The 18,170-nt window shown below is 40.1% G+C and carries 14 protein-coding genes; 8 read left to right on the plus strand and 6 right to left on the minus strand.

Features of this window, described 5'->3' with window-relative positions; all coding sequences use genetic code 11:
• Positions 1-302: 302 nt before the first annotated feature.
• The 7 genes from B3139_RS10635 to mnhG all read left to right on the plus strand — a co-directional run bounded on the left by B3139_RS10635 (position 303) and on the right by mnhG (position 6,050).
• Positions 303-2,612 (plus strand): putative monovalent cation/H+ antiporter subunit A, encoded by a 2,310-nt coding sequence (locus tag B3139_RS10635; protein WP_293882731.1) that lies wholly within the window; start codon positions 303-305, stop codon positions 2,610-2,612.
• Between the two features lie 61 nt (positions 2,613-2,673).
• On the plus strand, positions 2,674-3,096 hold the full coding sequence (locus B3139_RS10640) for a Na+/H+ antiporter subunit B (RefSeq protein ID WP_209580377.1): 423 nt from the start codon (positions 2,674-2,676) through the stop codon (positions 3,094-3,096).
• Positions 3,096-3,452, plus strand: a complete 357-nt coding sequence (locus B3139_RS10645; protein ID WP_293882736.1) for a Na+/H+ antiporter subunit C — start codon at positions 3,096-3,098, stop codon at positions 3,450-3,452. The genes B3139_RS10640 and B3139_RS10645 overlap by 1 nt, the downstream gene beginning before the upstream one ends.
• Entirely contained in the window at positions 3,449-4,957 is a 1,509-nt protein-coding gene (locus B3139_RS10650; protein WP_293882739.1) for a proton-conducting transporter membrane subunit, read from the plus strand. Before B3139_RS10645 ends, B3139_RS10650 begins: the two co-directional genes overlap by 4 nt.
• Position 4,958: 1 nt before the next feature.
• On the plus strand, positions 4,959-5,435 hold the full coding sequence (locus tag B3139_RS10655) for a Na+/H+ antiporter subunit E (protein WP_209580364.1): 477 nt from the start codon (positions 4,959-4,961) through the stop codon (positions 5,433-5,435).
• Positions 5,432-5,707, plus strand: coding sequence for a monovalent cation/H+ antiporter complex subunit F (locus tag B3139_RS10660; RefSeq protein WP_209580362.1), 276 nt, complete (start codon positions 5,432-5,434; stop codon positions 5,705-5,707). Before B3139_RS10655 ends, B3139_RS10660 begins: the two co-directional genes overlap by 4 nt.
• Positions 5,700-6,050 carry a monovalent cation/H(+) antiporter subunit G gene (gene mnhG / locus B3139_RS10665; protein WP_209580360.1) on the plus strand — a complete coding sequence of 117 codons (351 nt, stop codon included), beginning with the start codon at positions 5,700-5,702 and terminating at the stop codon, positions 6,048-6,050. The genes B3139_RS10660 and mnhG overlap by 8 nt, the downstream gene beginning before the upstream one ends.
• Before the next feature lie 42 nt (positions 6,051-6,092).
• On the opposite strand, the gene B3139_RS10670 is transcribed toward mnhG, so the two are convergent.
• Entirely contained in the window at positions 6,093-7,184 is a 1,092-nt protein-coding gene (locus B3139_RS10670) for a lactonase family protein (protein WP_293882746.1), read from the minus strand.
• Positions 7,185-7,661: 477 nt separating this feature from the next.
• Between B3139_RS10670 and B3139_RS10675 the strand changes: the two genes are divergently transcribed.
• The gene (locus B3139_RS10675; RefSeq protein WP_293882749.1) at positions 7,662-9,008 is read left to right on the plus strand and encodes a peptidylprolyl isomerase; all 1,347 of its coding nucleotides are present in this window, start codon (positions 7,662-7,664) and stop codon (positions 9,006-9,008) included.
• Positions 9,009-9,086: 78 nt separating this feature from the next.
• Here B3139_RS10675 and B3139_RS10680 read toward each other — a convergent pair whose 3' ends face one another.
• The 5 genes from B3139_RS10680 to B3139_RS10700 form a co-directional block, all read right to left on the minus strand.
• Complete coding sequence (locus tag B3139_RS10680) at positions 9,087-9,971, minus strand: DUF4440 domain-containing protein (RefSeq protein WP_293882753.1); 885 nt, start codon at positions 9,969-9,971, stop codon at positions 9,087-9,089.
• A gap of 42 nt (positions 9,972-10,013) precedes the next feature.
• Entirely contained in the window at positions 10,014-11,480 is a 1,467-nt protein-coding gene (gene cysS / locus B3139_RS10685; protein ID WP_209580352.1) for a cysteine--tRNA ligase, read from the minus strand.
• A 20-nt stretch (positions 11,481-11,500) separates the two neighbouring features.
• A complete protein-coding gene (der, locus tag B3139_RS10690; protein WP_209580350.1) occupies positions 11,501-12,802 on the minus strand; it encodes a ribosome biogenesis GTPase Der in 1,302 nt (433 codons plus the stop codon).
• Between the two features lie 174 nt (positions 12,803-12,976).
• The gene (locus tag B3139_RS10695) at positions 12,977-14,698 is read right to left on the minus strand and encodes a RagB/SusD family nutrient uptake outer membrane protein (protein ID WP_293882760.1); all 1,722 of its coding nucleotides are present in this window, start codon (positions 14,696-14,698) and stop codon (positions 12,977-12,979) included.
• 23 nt (positions 14,699-14,721) lie between these two features.
• Positions 14,722-17,811, minus strand: a complete 3,090-nt coding sequence (locus tag B3139_RS10700) for a SusC/RagA family TonB-linked outer membrane protein (RefSeq protein ID WP_293882763.1) — start codon at positions 17,809-17,811, stop codon at positions 14,722-14,724.
• Positions 17,812-18,170: the final 359 nt, after the last annotated feature.

Below are 18,170 nucleotides of genomic sequence, written 5' to 3' on the forward strand. Positions count from 1 at the left end.
TTGCATAAAATGTTAATATCAGTACATAATGATCTTGTTTTTCAATAAAATCATCTTTAAGCATCCATAATTTAGTGATATTTGGCCTCAAAAATTTCAATCATATTTAAATCAAAAGACTATTCTCCGTATTTATAAATAGAAAAAATGATCTATAAGCGCCAATATGTCGCTTTTTTTTACTATATTGTAAACTTTCAAAAAACCTTCATCGCCCTATTAGCGTTGACTAAGATGAAATATCGAAGGTTCTAATTGACAAGTAAAACAAACACTTCAATAAAAATTAAAACAAAGACTAAATGCTATTTACTGTTCTGTCAGGATTAATAACATCGAGCCTTATTGTTCCATTTGGTCGTTTCCTAAAAACCAAATGGGGTTTTATTCTCGCATTCTTACCGGTACTTCTATTTCTATATTTTGCTCAATATATTGTACCTATTGGTCGAGGCTCCTATTTTGTACAGTCAACCTCGTGGGTGCCCTCTCTAGGTATCAATCTGGATTTTAAACTGGATGGGCTATCCCTACTTTTCGCCTTATTGATTACCGGTATCGGAGCCTGTATTTTCTTCTACGCGAATGCCTATCTTAAAGGGCATCGGTATATCGATCGATTCTTTGGTTATCTCTGCTTATTTATGTCAGCGATGCTGGGGCTTGTCCTATCGGACAATATGTTATTATTATTTATCTTTTGGGAATTGACTTCAATCAGCTCATTTTTTCTCATTGGATTTAACAATGACAACAACGATTCACGCAAAAGCGCATTGACCGCTCTTTCCATCACGGGTCTAGGTGGCTTCTTTCTACTGGCAGGTTTCATTTTACTGGGTAATATCGCAGGTACTTATCATATTACAGCACTGCTCGACAAAGTATCACTCATTCAACAACATCCACTCTTCCCCTTGGTATTTGGCTTGGTGGCACTTGGAGCAATTACAAAATCTGCACAGTTCCCTTTCCATTTTTGGTTACCTGGTGCCATGAAAGCGCCAACGCCAGTCTCGGCCTACCTCCATTCTGCAACCATGGTCAAAGCAGGTATTTATCTTTTGGCCCGCTTTTCGCCGATTCTTGGAGGGAACCCCATCTGGATGTACTCCCTGATGGCCATTGGTGGCTTTACCATGCTCTACACCGCCTTTCATTCGCTGTTCAGAACAGACTTAAAAGGCGTTTTGGCCTATTCAACGATATCCGCACTAGGAATTTTGGTTTTTTTATTGGGTCTTGGTACAAAGGACGCCATTATTGCAGCATGTGTCTTTATACTTGTACATGCCTTATATAAAGCCGCTTTATTCCTTATTACGGGAATTATAGATCATGAAACCGAGACAAGGGATCTGACGGTTTTACGGGGACTGCGTAAGGTTTTGATGCCTGTCGCTATCGCAGGTTTTCTTGCTGCACTTTCCAGTGCTGGTATTCCGCTTACTTTTGGATTTATTGGAAAAGATCTGATCTATGAGGCAACACTACACGCAGCACCTGATTTATTTCTCTATTTGACAGCGGCTGCGGTCGCAACAAATATATTATTGGTCTCCGCTGGATTTATGGCCGGTATCAAACCTTTTATGGGGAAGTTGCCCGAACAATTCAGTAAAATCCATCTGCCTTACAAAGCCATGTGGATCCCACCATTACTTTTAGCCGTTCTTGGTGTTATTTTTGGCTGTATGCCCGGACTTATTGGTGAATGGATTGCAGGCCCAACCGCGGTAAGTATTCTTGCCAAAACGGAAGTTTTTCAGCTAAAAATCTGGCATGGCTTTAATTTAATCCTGCTCCTAAGTGCAATTACAATTGCTGCCGGTACGCTCCTCTATTTCGTAAACAAGCCAAGTCATAACAAATTGACCTGGATCGCGAAATTCAATAAAATTTCTCCAGAATATATGATCAACCTGTGTGCACAGGAAATTGCGCTGTTCTCCGCTTTCTTTACAAACAAAATGCACAACGGCTACTTGCGGTCATATTTATTAAAAATCATCTTATTTGCGGAAGTATTGATCGCCTACCAGCTATATCTCGGGGGGCCGCTCCACATCAAATGGGAAACGCTATCGCCCGTAAGCTTCTATGAAGTAACTACGGTCTGTATTTTGATCGGCGCTATTGTATTGACGATACGAACCACATCCCGATTGACAGCAGTCGTAGCCACTAGTGTCGTAGGTTATGCCATATGTCTTATTTTCGTATTTTACAGTGCTCCAGACTTAGCGATGACGCAATTTACCATAGACACCCTCACGGTAGTACTCTTCGTCTTGGTACTGTTTAAACTCCCTTCCTTCTTGAATCTGGCAAACAGACGCACCGTCATTCGTGACGCCATAGTCGCTGTCATTTTTGGCGTTTTGCTATCCATGGTAGCACTGCGTGTATTGCATGAACCAACAACGACTAATATCAGTGATTTCTACGGCGACTATGCTTATGTGCTTGCTAAGGGTAAAAATGTCGTCAATGTACTGCTTGTAGATTTCAGAGGCTTTGACACCATGTTTGAGATTGTCGTCTTAAGTATTGCTGCATTGGGAGTATACAGCTTATTAAAATTGCGTTTAAAACCTTCGGATAAAGAATAATAATGTTTAACAGCTATGGGTCCGTAAAAGCATAGCAGGATGCATAGCTAAATAGTAACAAATGAACAGTACAATATTACAGACCGCTACGCGATATCTATTACCGATACTCTTACTTTTCTCGGTATTCCTGCTATTAAGAGGGCACTATTACCCTGGGGGAGGGTTCGTGGGAGGCTTGGTCGCTTCTATTGCCTTTGTTTTGCATAGTTTTGCCTTTGGTCCACAAAACACCATGAAATTAATTCAATATAAACCCTTATCACTCATTCCCATTGGACTGGGAGTTTCGGCGATAAGCATGTTCCTGCCCGTTTTCTTTGGCTATCCCGTGATGACGGGACTGTGGCTTGAGGAAAAAATTCCAGTCATCGGCATGATCGGAACAGCTTTGTTTTTTGACCTTGGTGTATATTTTGTTGTTATTGGCGTCGTGCTTACAATTTTATTTACAATTGCGTTAACTACTGAAGAAGAAGAATAATGGAACTGATTCTTGTCTTATTAATAGGCATTTTATATGCCGCTGGGATATACCTTATCCTCCGTCGAAGTATGGTGAAACTGTTGTTGGGTATTATGTTACTGGGCAATGGCACCAATATACTGATCTTCTTATTGGGCAATATTATTAAAGGAAAACCGCCTATTATTGCACCCGATCTGAAAGTATTCAACGATATTTATGCAGATCCAATTCCGCAAGCTCTTATTTTAACAGCCATCGTGATTAGCTTTGGCTTAACCTCCTTTGCCATCGTTCTACTCAAGCGTGTATATGCATTGCTGGGTACAGACGATTTGGATGATTTGAACACCCCTGAGGAAGAAGATATATGATAGACAACCACATTATTGCCACGATCATCGTGCACTTATTTATTGCTATTGTCCAACTGATGTTTTGGCGCAAATCTACTGCGCAACGTTTTCTGAGCGTTGGTGGAAGTTTGCTCGTCCTTATTCTTGCTTTTAAATTATTCTTTAAGGTCTACGAAGGTGGTATTTTAACCATGAATGCCGCCAATTGGAAAGCTCCCTTTGGAATTGTCTTTGTTGCAGATCTATTCAGTAGCACCCTTGTCCTTCTCACATCAATTGCCGGCCTCGCTGTCTCCATCTTTTCCTGTGTCGGCGTGGGCCGCCAGCGTATTCTCTACGGATATTTCCCGATCTTCCACTTTTTAATGATGGGACTGAATGGAGCCTTTCTTACTGGAGATATCTTCAACTTGTATGTATGGTTTGAAGTCATTATCATTTCTTCTTTCGTACTCATGACATTGGGTGGGAGAAAATCCCAACTGGAAGGTGCTGTAAAATACATGGCCATGAATATCCTGGCCTCCACATTTTTCTTAACAGGGATAGGTATACTTTATGGTATTTCAGGATCATTGAATATGGCCGACTTAGCTTTGCGTATCCCAAAGATACAGAACCAAGCCTTAGTAGAAATCACAGCAACATTTTTTCTGATCGGTTTTGGTATTAAATCTGCCATATTTCCACTTTACTTTTGGCTACCATCATCTTATCATACCCCGCCCTCCGCAGTAGCGGCGACTTTCGGCGGCTTATTGACAAAAGTAGGTATCTACGCATTATTCAGAGTGTTTTCTTTGCTATTTATTCCCAATCATTTTACCAAAGAACTACTGATCGCACTAGCCATATTGACAATTTTGACCGGTGCCTTTGGTGCATTGATCAAAACCAATATCCGAAGGTTGTTTTCCTATTTAATCGTTTGCCATATCGGCTTTATGATTGGCGGGCTGGGCCTATACAGTAAATGGGCCTTACTAGGAGCAATATTCTATCTCATCCACGATATCATGGTTAAAACCAATTTATTCCTAATTGCTGGTGTTGTACGTCAACTCCGCGGTACCATGGATATGAATAAATTGGGTGGACTGTATGCACAATACCCCAAAATTTCTTTACTTTTTGCCCTTGTTCTTTTTTCTCTTGTCGGCATACCGCCCCTATCGGGTTTCTGGCCTAAAATCTATTTATTCCGGGACGCGTTCCAGCTCGAAAAGTATGCCTTTGCAGGAGCCCTGATCATCGGTAGTTTTATCACTTTGTTTGTCATCGCGAAAATGTGGGCACAGGTATTCTGGAAAGATGCACCTGACCCAGAAATAGTTGAAGATAAATTTGCAGATATGGTTGGGTATAAAAAAACAATGCTCATACTCCCGGTTATTATTTTGGCATCTGCGTCGCTGTATATCGGGCTCAACGCCGAGGCTATCATTCACGTGGCGGATCAGATTGCTACACAATTATTGGACACATCACCTTACATAAACGCTGTACTAGGAGGGCAGAAATAATATGATAAAGCAGTTTTTAATGAACCTCATGTTATCCTTTATCTGGGTTGCACTGACGGGATCAATGTATTACTCGAACTTTCTATTTGGTTTTATGCTCGGATTTGGCATACTCTGGTTGATGAACAGAAATGAAGCCGATCAGCGCTACTTCTATCGGGTACCTAAAACATTGAGTTTTATTCTTTTTTTCCTTTGGGAAATGATCGTTGCTAATATTCAGGTTGCCTATGATGTCATCACGCCAAAATTTTTCATCAAACCGGCCATTGTGAAATATCCTATGGATGCAAAAACAGATTTAGAAATCAACCTACTTTCAACTTTTATTTCGTTAACACCAGGCACACTTATACTCGATGTAAGTGAAGATAAAAAGACGATCTTTATCCACGTGATGTACATGAAGAACAGGGAACAGTTTGTCTCTACCCTTAAAAATAATGTTGAACGAAGACTTTTAGAACTCTTAAGATGACTTTAAACAGCTATTTTGACTATGTAATCCTTCCAATCTTGACTATTTCAGTCATATTGGCTTTTATTCGCCTGTATAAAGGACCTCAGATATTTGATCGTGTTATTGCCTTAGATCTTATTATTACCATTGGAATCGGTATCATTACCGTCTATAGTATACGAACTTCGCAGGAAGTATTTTTAGATATTGCCATGATATTAGCACTTATCGCATTTCTTGGCACAATCGCATTTTCATTTTATTTAGAAAAACAAAGCAAAGATGAATGATATTACTTTAGCCATACTCAGCACCATAGGGGCACTGGCCATATTGTTTGCATCTATTGGCATCTTGCGGATGCCGGATTTTTATTTACGTCTTTCGGTAACCGTCAAGGCAGCAACACTCGGTGTTGGGCTATTGCTCATTTGTGCTGCTGTCACTTTCCCGGATGTATCCGTAACGACAAAGGCCATAGCTATTGGTTTCTTTCTGATTCTAACGGCGCCAGTTGCAGCACACATGATTGGCAGAGCCGCATACATACAACGCGTAAAAACATGGAAGGGAACCACCTTAAATGATCTGGAAAAAGAGGGAAAATTAGATTGCAGAAAAGAAGATTTCTAAGAAAAGTCCATTGAGCCTTTCTTAAAAATCTTCTTACCTTGATTAAAATAGAATACAAACAGGAGCAGGCACAGAAATTTCTTTCCCGGTATCTGTTAACAAACCAGTTTTCGTATCCCGGCTAAACAAAACAATGTTGTTCGTGTATTGATTGGCAACTAAAAGATATTTACCATCTGGAGAAAGATTGAAATTGCGCGGTCCCTTACCTTTTACCGAATTATTGGCTATTTTCTTTAATTCTCCATCTTTCTCTACCGAAAAAGTAGCTATCGTATTGGCATCGCCCCGATTGGTTGCATACAAAAATTTGCCATCAGCAGACATCTTGATATCTGCCCCACCGTTACTTCCTTTAAAACCTTCCGGATTGATATCAAATGTACTTTGATACATCCAGGCATTGCCATCTTTCTTATAAAAGGCAATTTGACCCGTCATTTCCAATACAACATACAAGAATTTCTCTTTCTTATCAAAAACGATATGTCGCGGACCGCCCCCAGCAGGAGTAAAGATATCTTCCGATTCCTCAGCGAGACTATAGGTATTTCCAGTTTTATTGACTGAATAAATTGAGACCTCGTCCAGACCAAGATCTTGGATATACAACTTATCGCCCTTTTTAGAGAAAAAAGTAGAATGTACATGTGGTTTTTCTTGCCGAACTGGATCAACGCCCTTACCTTCATGTTGTATCAGTCGCGCTCTTTTACTCAAGACACCATTACTTTCTAGATCAAATAGAGCCGCAGATCCGCCTGTATAGTTTGCTACGGCCAGCAGGCTTCCGTTAGGATGGACCTCGACAAAACAAGGCGCCCCTCCACCTGAAGGGAGGGAGTTTAGAAATGTTAAATGCCCGTCTTTAAAAGAATAAGCAGAAACCGTCCCTTCTTGATTCGGAACCTCATTAACAGCATAGATAAAGTTGTTACTGCGGGCGAGAAATGAAGGGTCTTTACTTTCCTGTGTACTCAACAACGTTGCATTACCAGTTTTGACATCAAAATTATAGACATAAATACCTTTGCTTTCAGTTTTGCTAGTGTAAGTACCGACAAACATAGGAGTCTGTTGTGCAAAACTAGCGAAAGGTAAAATTGTCATTAAGTAAATAAATGCTTTTTTCATCGAAATTATTTTATAAATTGATACCCATGTATTTAATGAGATCGTTGCTACGGGTTTGTGTATACACTATTTGCGACCTCGATTAAATTTATGTATTCATTTTTCGGTGCTTAAATTCAAAAACCCGCAACCATTTTATCGGCACAAATATCGTCAATAGACTTGTTAAATTTGGTTAAAACCGCCCTTTCTAATAGGCAAATGCGTATTTTAGCGCATCAATTTTAACAATTCCAAAATCACCCATTTAAAATATGGGGAGTGCAAAAATATTGTTAAATAAAAGTACGAATAATTCATATAATCTGATAATTTTGTGCTGTTGTTCAAAAAAGTATATATTGAATATAATTAGCTTACATATCTGCAAAGGCCTAAGCCTTTAATAATGAATAAATCATGAACAAATGACCGAGTGAAAAGAGCCCATTTAAACAAATGGTGGACACTCATAAATATCATAAATAATTTATACGAATGAAAAAAAACATTTATATATTGTTTTTATTGCTTTTAGCTTCAATTCAGGCTAGTTTAGCGCAACGTCAGGTGATTGACCGTGTTGTCGCAACAGTTGGATCGGGCATTATCTTACAGTCCGACGTGGATATGCAATATTCGCAATGGTTAGCGCAAGGAAACAAACCTAATGAAAACTTTAAATGCGGTGTACTTGAGCAATTAATCATTCAGAAACTGCTTTCCCAACAGGCCGTAATTGACTCTATTGATGTAACAGAAACCGAAGTTGACGACAACCTTAACTCCCGTTTACGCCATATGTCACAACAGGCTGGAGGTCAAGAACGTCTTGAGAAATTTCTCAACCGCTCGTTATTACAATACAAGGAAGAAATGCGTGCAAGTGTTTTTGAGCAGTTGAAAGCGAACAAAATGCAGCAAAACATTGTTCAAAAAGTTGACGTAACACCATTGGAAGTAAAACGTTATTTTGAAGGCCTGAATCAAGATAGCCTCCCTTATTTCAATACTGAAGTCGAAATTGGTGAAATTGTCATGATGCCGAAGTTGACAGATGAGGAAAAAAAAGAACAACGAGACAAAATTGAAGGTATCCGAAAACAGATTGTAGAGGGCTCTGATTTTGGTACAATGGCTCGTATATATTCCCAAGACCCAGGATCAGCACCCTACGGTGGAGATTTGGGTTTCGGTACACGCGACAACTACGTCAAGGAATACTCTGCAATGGCATTTAAATTAAAACCTGGAGAAATATCGCCCATTGTAGAATCTAAATATGGATTCCATATTATTCAGGTACTCGAAAGACGTGGCGAAGAGGTTCACACACGCCATATTCTAATGAAGATTAATCCTGGTGCCGCAGCGTTAGAACGGACTAAAAATAAACTGGACAGTATCTATAAATTAGTCGTTGACAAAAAAATGGATTTCTATCACGCTGCCACAAATTATTCGGATGCAGAGGAAAGTAAATTCAATGGTGGTATGATCCTTAATCAAGAAGGATCGAGCCGTACAACCGTAATTCCTATGGATGGCTTGGAAAAATCAGTATTTACAGCAATCGATCAGCTAAAACCGGGAGAATACTCCAAACCTGTGCAATTTACAGACAAAATGGGCGATGTTGGCTATCGCTTCAACTATTTAAAAACACGTATCCCTCCACACAAAGCTAATTTGGACGAGGATTTTACCAAAATTAAAGAGGCGGCCAGACAAGATAAAATCAATCGCAATCTGAGCAAATGGTTTGACGATAAATCCAAAACAACATTTATTGATATCAGTGACGAATTTGGTTCATGTGATGAATTGAAAAAATGGAGAAAATAATAAGCTTAAAACACTTATCACCTAAAAAGGGCTTGAATAATTGATATTCAAGCCCTTTTTATTTTGCAGTCTCCGTTATTATTTCTCAAACATCATCTCAATCAGGATATTCCAATTGGCCTTCTTCACATCATCTTTCGCCAATTCACTGAGTTGCCAGATGCGAATATAATTATACTTGACAACTTTATCCTTCTGTCTCACCGTTGCCGTTCCTTTTGTATAGGCAAAATCTCCACTATACGAACGTTTTACTTCTTCGGGGACTGTCTCTATCGTCATCCGTTGTTTTTTGAGATAGGCCATCATAGTAGCCTTTCCTTCCATCGGACTAGTCCACGGAAACAAAAACCGTACATCCTCACTTAAAAATTCCCTATAAGCGGTTGGGTTGTCGGCTTTCAATACTGTTGACATTAACTTGTCTGTTTCTAAAACAATATCTTCCCGCTGATTTAAGCGTACTTTAGAACGATGTTTCAGATACCAAGAATCAGTAGGTTCGATATATTCCAAATCAAATTCACCATCGTTCCCATTGTTTTCCACCTCGGCGCGAATATCGACCAGCCACTTGCCCTTCTTATTCCGCTTCCATACGGTGAGATATTCTCCGTGTCGCAATCGCGCACCTACCTTCTGAAAATCCATAGACCCCGAAGTCACACCGAACTCCTGACTCTTGGCAATCAGCGCAAACGTAGGTTGCCAATGTAAGACATCCGGAATATTTGGTCTATTATTCAGATAATTATAAGCATTTACTGCTGACGGAACATAAAACGTAGATTCTTTATCAATAATCGAAAGAAATGCCTGGTGCGGCGTAGATGCTTTAGCCAATGCTGCTGCATCCTTATCTGCCTGCAGGAGGCTGCCAACTTTCTCGGGTATCTGTGCATGTAGTGTTGTACCAACAACACTCATCAATGTAACAACAGATAGCCTATTCCAAAAATTCATACGCAAAATGATTTCCTCTTTTATAATTCGATTTCTTCTCTATCAAATCTTATTCCAAAGTGTTCCTTCTTTGCTATCTTTCAATTGAATTCCAATAGTATTAAGCTCATCACGAATACGATCTGAGGTAACGAAGTCTTTATTTGCTTTTGCTTCATTACGTAGCTTAATAACCAGATTCATGACATCGTCAATATCATCAGATGCGGATGTCTGATCGTTTCTAAGCCCGAGGATATCCTCGACAAATTCTTTCATGAATACTTTCAGGTTTTCCAATCCTTCAGCCGACACTTTCGCTTTACCATCATAAATTGAGTTGATGATACGTACAATTTCAAACAGCTCGGCGATGAGTACTGGACTATTAAAGTCGTCATCCATAGCGGCGTAACACTTGCGGCGGATTTCCGCTAAATTAAATGAATCAGCACCTTTCGATACTTTCAATTTATCTAAGAGGCTTATAGCAGTCATTAGGCGCTTATAACCCTTGTCGGCTGCATCCAGTGCCTCGTTTGAAAAATCCAAAGTACTTCTATAATGCGCCTGTAGCATAAAGAAGCGTACAGCCATCGGCGAGTATCCTCTATTCAGTAAGGGGTGATTTCCTGTAAATAACTCGCCCGGCAAGAATCCGTTTCCAGCAGATTTAGACATACGGGCACCATTTACAGTCAACATATTGGTATGCATCCAGTACTTTGCAGGACTCGTATGGTTACATGCTTCAGACTGTGCAATTTCATTGGTATGATGTGTAGCAGCCAAATCCATTCCACCACCATGAATATCAAACTGATCGCCCAGGTACTTTCTGCTCATGGCTGAACACTCGATATGCCAGCCCGGAAAGCCAACGCTCCAAGGAGCGGGCCAACGCATGATCGTTTCGGGTTTTGCTTTGATCCACAAGGCAAAATCCAAACGCCCCTTTTTCTCATCCTGACCACTCAATTCACGGGTGTTATTGAGCATATCCTCTAATTTACGATTGGTCAATATCGTATAATCATATGTTTCAACGTATTTTTCAACATCAAAATATACGGTACCATTCCTTTCATAAGCATAGCCATTCTCCATAATCTGTTCGATCATCTCGATCTGCTCGCAAATATGCCCTGTCGCCGTAGGCTCAATACTTGGCGGCAAGGTATTAAAAAGACGCAATACGTCGTGAAAACCTATCGTATACTTTTGTACAATTTCCATAGGCTCCAACTGTTCCAATTTTGCCTTTTTTGCAAACTTGTCATCTCCCTCATCACGATCGCCTTCCAAATGCCCCGCATCCGTAATATTGCGTACATAACGCACTTTATAGCCAAGATGACGTAGGTATCTAAAAATCAAATCAAAAGACACGAACGTCCGACAGTTACCCAAATGTACATCACTGTATACAGTCGGGCCACAGACGTACATACCAACGAGATTGGCATGAATGGGTTCGAATTTTTCTTTTGTTCGCGAAAGGGTATTGTATAAAACGAGATTATGGTCCATGTCTAATCGCTGCTTGAAAGCTATTTTTGTCTAAAGTATATTTGAATTGGCACACCAGTAAAGTCAAAATTATCACGTAATTTATTCTCTACAAAGCGCTTATATGGATCTTTGATATATTGTGGTAAATTACAGAAGAACGCAAACATCGGTGTTCTTCCTGGCAATTGTGTTACATATTTAATTTTGATGTATTTGCCTTTTAAGGATGGTGGTGGATAGTTTTCAATAATATCCAGCATCACTTCATTCAGCTTGGACGTTGGAATTTTCTTTGTTTTGTTAGCATATACCTTATCAGCAACCTCCAACACCTTAAGAACACGTTGTTTTTCAGTCACCGAAGTAAAAACAATAGGTACATCAGTAAACGGCGCTATTTTTTCTTTGATGCGATCTTCGAACGCCTTCATGGTCTTATTATCTTTTTCGATCAAATCCCATTTGTTGACAACGATCACGATACCTTTGCGGTTTTTCTCTGCCAGGTTGAAAATATTAACGTCCTGCGCCTCTAATCCATCTTGCGCATCGAGCATTAAAATCGTCACATCAGAATCTTCCAACGCTTTAATGGTACGCATGACCGAATAAAACTCGATATCTTCATTTACTTTGGATTTGCGACGAAGACCTGCCGTATCGATCAATAAAAAGTTGTGTCCATATTGATTATAATGAATACGGATTGAATCACGTGTTGTACCAGCCATTGGCGTAACAATATTGCGATCTTTACCGATCAATGCATTTGTCAAAGAGGATTTACCCACATTTGGGCGACCAACAATCGTATATTTAGGTAAAGCTTCATCTTCTTCCTGCTCTTCTTCAAAATGAGAGACAACAGCATCCAACAGTTCTCCTGTACCCGATCCTGTAGCTGAGGAAATATTGAACACCTCTCCTAATCCAAAGGCATAAAACTCAGCCGATTCATGGTGCAATTTTGCGTGATCGACTTTATTCGCTACCACATAAACAGGTTTGGAACTTCTTCTCAGAATATCAGCGATTTCGTCATCCAAATCGGTAATTCCGGTAGTGACATCTACCATAAAGATCACGACAGACGCTTCTTCAATAGCGATATAGACCTGATCACGGATTGCCTCTTCAAAGACATCATCTGAACCATGTACAAAACCACCTGTATCAATTACTGTAAATCTCTTTCCGATCCACTCGGCTGTTTCATAATGACGGTCGCGCGTCACCCCACTAAAGTCATCGACAATCGCTTTTCTACTTTCTGTAAGACGATTGAATAAGGTAGATTTACCAACGTTTGGACGACCAACAATTGCAACAATATTTGCCATATTTATTTTATTTGATCCACCCACTATCACAGCAGGTGGCACTTTTATGCTAAAATTATACTTAAGGGAACAAAGATACGGATTCGAAAGGGATAATTGAGACACAAAAACAAAAATGGCTTTACCGTGAAGTAAAGCCATTTATATTGATTAAATGATCGTATACATCTAATTCTAATTAGACGTTGGATTCTGTGTCAATTTGCCCGGATATGAGTTTATCGCATCTTGTGGTATAAAATAGGTTACTCTAAAATCTGTTGGTGCAATATCTTCGAACTGCTTCTGCGGTCCAGGATATGTTCTATTTAGAGGTTCTCCGTTACGAAAAACATCGTAACTGCGTTCCGCCTGATAGGCCAGCTCCAGTTGACGTTCTTTATCAATCAATTTAAATGCATTACTTGCATCGAGCGATGCGTAGCCACCATTTACAATAGAACGATTTCTGATAGTATTCAAATCATTTAAAGCAGCTCCATAATTACCTAATTTTGCATTAGCCTCAGCACGGTTTAAATAAATTTCACCTAAACGGCTGATGACTGGTGAGTGCAACTGTGATTCCTCGCCTTCACGTGAGCACTTCACAATATAAAACTGTGGATAAGCACGGTTTAAGGAAATATAATAATCAATCATACCTACATATGTTTTACCATCTGCATAGGCAATTTTATAGGTTTGCTGTGCAGCATTGACAGCAGTCAATGTATAGACATTTTCACCATCTTTACAAGTAACGGTACTACCGCTAATAGTAACAGGAGCCTGCACATAACTCAATGTAACCGGATCACCTGCTTTTTGGGGCACATCCTGCTTAATAAATCGAAACACCGTCGAATATTTCCCGGCATCATCTTTTGAATAAGTAGGTTCAATAAAGGCTGCGCGCGCATCGACAATCGTATAATGATCAGGTCTCCAGTCATTGCGACCAGTTTCATTCAATAAATCAATGTACTTGGCACTGGAATACATCTCACCCCAGCCCATACCACCGATATTCGAGTACATACCACCAATACCATAATAGTGATCATCGCCCGAAAATTCAGAAGCCACGCGTTTCACTGCAAAGATGGTCTCCTTGTTATCTTCAGGTCTAAATGTATTGTATTTCATAAATTGCTCACGGCCCAACAGGACATATTTGCCTGAGTTAATCACTTTATCCGCATATTCTACAGCAAGACGTGCATATTCCGCATTTGGATTTTTATATGTACCACTCATATACAGATAGATACGAGAAAGCATAGCTTGCGCTGCACCCTCAGACGCATATGCTGCCCCTTTATCAAGTGTCATTAAAGCTTCTGCTTTTTTCAGATCACTGATCGCTTGCGCGTAAGTATCTTTTACAGACGCACGGTCTGGTAAATTCAAATCATTGAAAACATCTTCAGGTGTACCATTGACAATCGGAACGCCTAAATTTGTTTCTGGACTTTGGTAGTAAGGCTTCCCGAATGCGCGACAAAGGTAAAAATACATCATCCCCCGGATATAGTAACATTCACCTATCTTATTATCCATTTCTGGACTCTGACCTTCAGCAAACATCTTGATCAGGTTCGACGATTGGGCAATCGCTTTATAACCGCTATCCCAAAAGTTCTGCAAACGGTAATTATTCGGTGTTCTTGCATAGGAGATAAATTCGTAGAACGCATCTGTGGATGACCCGCGGATCATCATATTATCACCGGCATATTCACCAAGACGGTGCATCGGATCAGACCAAGCTTTTAACTGCGCATAAGTACCTGTTACCATTGCATCAGGATTACTTGCTATATTTTCTTCGTCCATCGAAGTATAAGGAAGACGATCAATATCGCAGGAAGATACTGCCGCTGCGATCAAAAGTCCGATTAATATCTTTTTCATTATTGATTTTCTAAACGTTAAAATTAAAATGTCACGCTTGCGCCGAACATGTATTTACGCACCATAGGATATACAGAAACACCTGTAGATCGAATCATTTGACCGCCCCCGCCTTTGCCATCAGGCTCAGTCAAAGGAAGCTCTGGATCGACGCCCGAGTAGTTTGTAATCGTAAACAAGTTCTCTCCAGCTAAGAAGACGCGTAAATTTTTGATATTGTATTTCTTTAGATTAAAGTTATACCCTAAGGTCAGTGATCTCATTTTCAAGAAATTGTTACTTTCCAGGTAGCGTGTTGATGGCGAATTACCTTTATCTTGGTTATCGTATCTGGCAATCGGGTGAGTGGCCACATCGCCTGGTTTTTCCCAACGGCTCCAACCATCCTGTAATTTCATCTGGTTACGATCCGTATAGGTTCCATCCGAATCAAATTCCTGACGCGAATAATTATATAATTTACCACCCAAGGAGAAACCGAACACGGCATTCAGGTCAAACTGCTTATAACTTAAAGCCGTACTGAAACCGCCGAAAAGATCCGGATTTCCTTTTCCTACATTACGGAAGGTTGCATTGGAATAGTTCGACGTCGTTGTCCTTGTTTCATTGCCATTGGCATCTGTCTCGTATCGATACCACATTGGCAAACCATTATCTACGTTAACACCAGCCCACTCTTTTAAGTAATAGGTATCTACCGGAAAACCAGGTTGAAGCAGACGTTGCGCTGATCCAGCGATACCCGATCCGTCACCTGCGATAATTGGTTTTGAAACTAGATTACCACTGGCATCTTTTGTCGCAAATAGCTCGGTCAATTTATTCATATTGTGACTCAAATTAACATCCAAGCTCCAATGTACATTGTCATTTCGAACGATGTCGCCACCAATGGTCAATTCAATCCCCCGGTTTTGCATCTTACCAATATTTTTCCAGATAGAAGTGACACCGGTCAGACCGCTGATTGGCACTTGATAAAGTACATTATCAGTCTTCTTGTCATAATAATCAACATTGAATCGCAATCTATTCTTAAACAAGGCTGCATCAACCCCAAAACCAGTTGTGTAGGTTTTTTCCCAAGTCAGATCTTTATTACCGATTTGGCTAATTAATGCCCCTGGTATACCATTGTAACTTGATGATGCAGACACCGAGTAAAGACTATATTGCGGATATAATGAACTTGGTCTATTACCTACCGATCCATAAGCCGCCCGCAGTTTTAAGTTATCTACCCAATCAGCCTTGAACCACTCTTCCTTATTGATATTCCAGCCACCACTAACGGAAAAGAAGTTTCCATATTTTGCATTGGTACCAAAATTGGATGCTCCATCTCGACGGAACGACACCTGTGCCAGATATTTATTATCGTATGCATAGTTTGCATTCGACAAGAATGACTGTACTGCCCATTCGGAAATTCCGCCTTTCGTACGTTCTGGCTTTGCAACAACATCCAATACCTCGAAACCATTGACAATACCCGTTCCGTAAGCATCTAAAGTTTTTGTCCAGTAGTCGTTAAATTCGTATGCAGCCAATCCATTCAGACTATGTTTATCCCAGGTCTTGTTGAAACGCAAGATTTGGTTGGTATAACGACGCGCAAACTCCATGCGGTAATCCATCACACGCCCAATTACACTTTCACCGCTGTTTGATCGCGGATCTTGATAACCACTGTCAGAATACGTATTGTAGCGATAATTGTTGACAGAAGAGAAGGTCAACCAATCCGTTAATTTGACATCGAAATCTAAGTTACCCATAAATTCATAATTGGTATTGGCACTATGATTCCATTGCAAGTCATACAAGTAATTCGTGCTTGCATTATTGACCCAGCCACTATAACGGTGTGGCACTAAATTTCCATTTGTATCGTATGGACTATCCCAAGGTAGGTTTCCATACATGGCATTGACATCATATTGACGATCATCTACCGCACGTCTCGAACCGGCAATAGATGGCTTGATGGTCAACCAGTCAAAAGGCTTATAGTTGGTACGTAATCTAAAGTTATAACGATCGTAATCATACCCTTTTACAGCACCGGCTTCGTTGTAGTACCCTAAAGACAAATAAGACTGTAGTTTATCATTTCCTCCCTGAATGGATAAATTGTGGTTTTGAACAAATCCAGTCTTCGTTGCTAGCTTCCACCAATCGAAATTACTATTGCGTAATTCAGGGTTCCAGCGTGGAAATTTAATTTTATCTTGATTGGAGAATGACGCAAAGTAGTCATAAAGTTCAGCACCATCCATCATTTCCATGTGCCCATTGGAAAGTTGGTTGATACCCATTTTTGTAGAAAAGCTAATGCTTGTTTTGGATGCCGAAGGATTTTTTGTTGTAACGACAACAACACCATTTGCACCTTGTGAACCATAAATGGAAGTGGACGCTGCATCTTTTAAAATGGTTAAAGACTCAATATCGTCAGGATTGATATCGCCGGGGCTCGAACCCACAATCACACCGTCAATGACCCACAACGGACTCGTCGTACCGCTTAGGGTTGCCTGACCACGAATCACAACACCACCATTTGACCCCGGTTTACCAGCCCCTGGTGCAACATATACACCGGCAGCCTTACCATTCAGCATATTCTCAACCGATGGCGTAGTGACATCACGTAATTTGTTTCCCTTAACAGCCTGAAGGGCACCAGTTAAACTTTCTTTTTTCTGTTGTGTTCCATACCCAACGACAACAACTTCCTCAAGTGCTTCACTATTGGACTCCAGATTGATGTTAACAACCGGTCCTGTCACCGTCACTTCCTGTGTTTTATAACCAACACTTGTAACGACCAGTACATCACCATTTTTAGCATCTATTGTAAAACGTCCATCTGCTCCTGCCGATGTCGATTTACCGCTCCCCTTAACGCTAATGGTTGCTCCAGCCAATGGGCCGTCCGTCGACTGCACTTTTCCATTCACTTTTTGTTGATAAACAGCGCCATGCAACAATACATTTTGGCCCGCAACTGGAAGATCATTAGCATTTGCCAAGTTGTGCGAACTTGATAGGAGTAAAGCTATTGATAACAGACTCAACTTGTGATTTTCAAGAATCTTTGAAATCATAATATTTTATAGTTAGTTTAAAAATTGATTAGCTTACTAATCAAAATTTAGGTACATGAATGCTAAAACTAAAGTAAGATGGTAGGATATCAAAATTTACAAACAACGAAATCGATTGCGCCAATTAGACAAACGATTGCATAAACACGCATTATACAACCTATCACATGTGCACGAAGAAGAAGCATAAAGCTGTATCAAAAATTGATCTTTCAATAAATGTGGACAACCAAACAATGGGAAATTAGATGAAAGGAAAGTGCGCCTACCCTGGAGGATATACCATGGCTACAATAGATTAGTAGCGCATAAAAAAAGCCAAGATTTACACCTCAGCTTTTCCTTTAGTAGCGGGGACC

This window comes from Sphingobacterium sp. UBA1498 (assembly GCF_002325125.1).
In the GTDB taxonomy this organism is placed as follows: domain Bacteria; phylum Bacteroidota; class Bacteroidia; order Sphingobacteriales; family Sphingobacteriaceae; genus Sphingobacterium.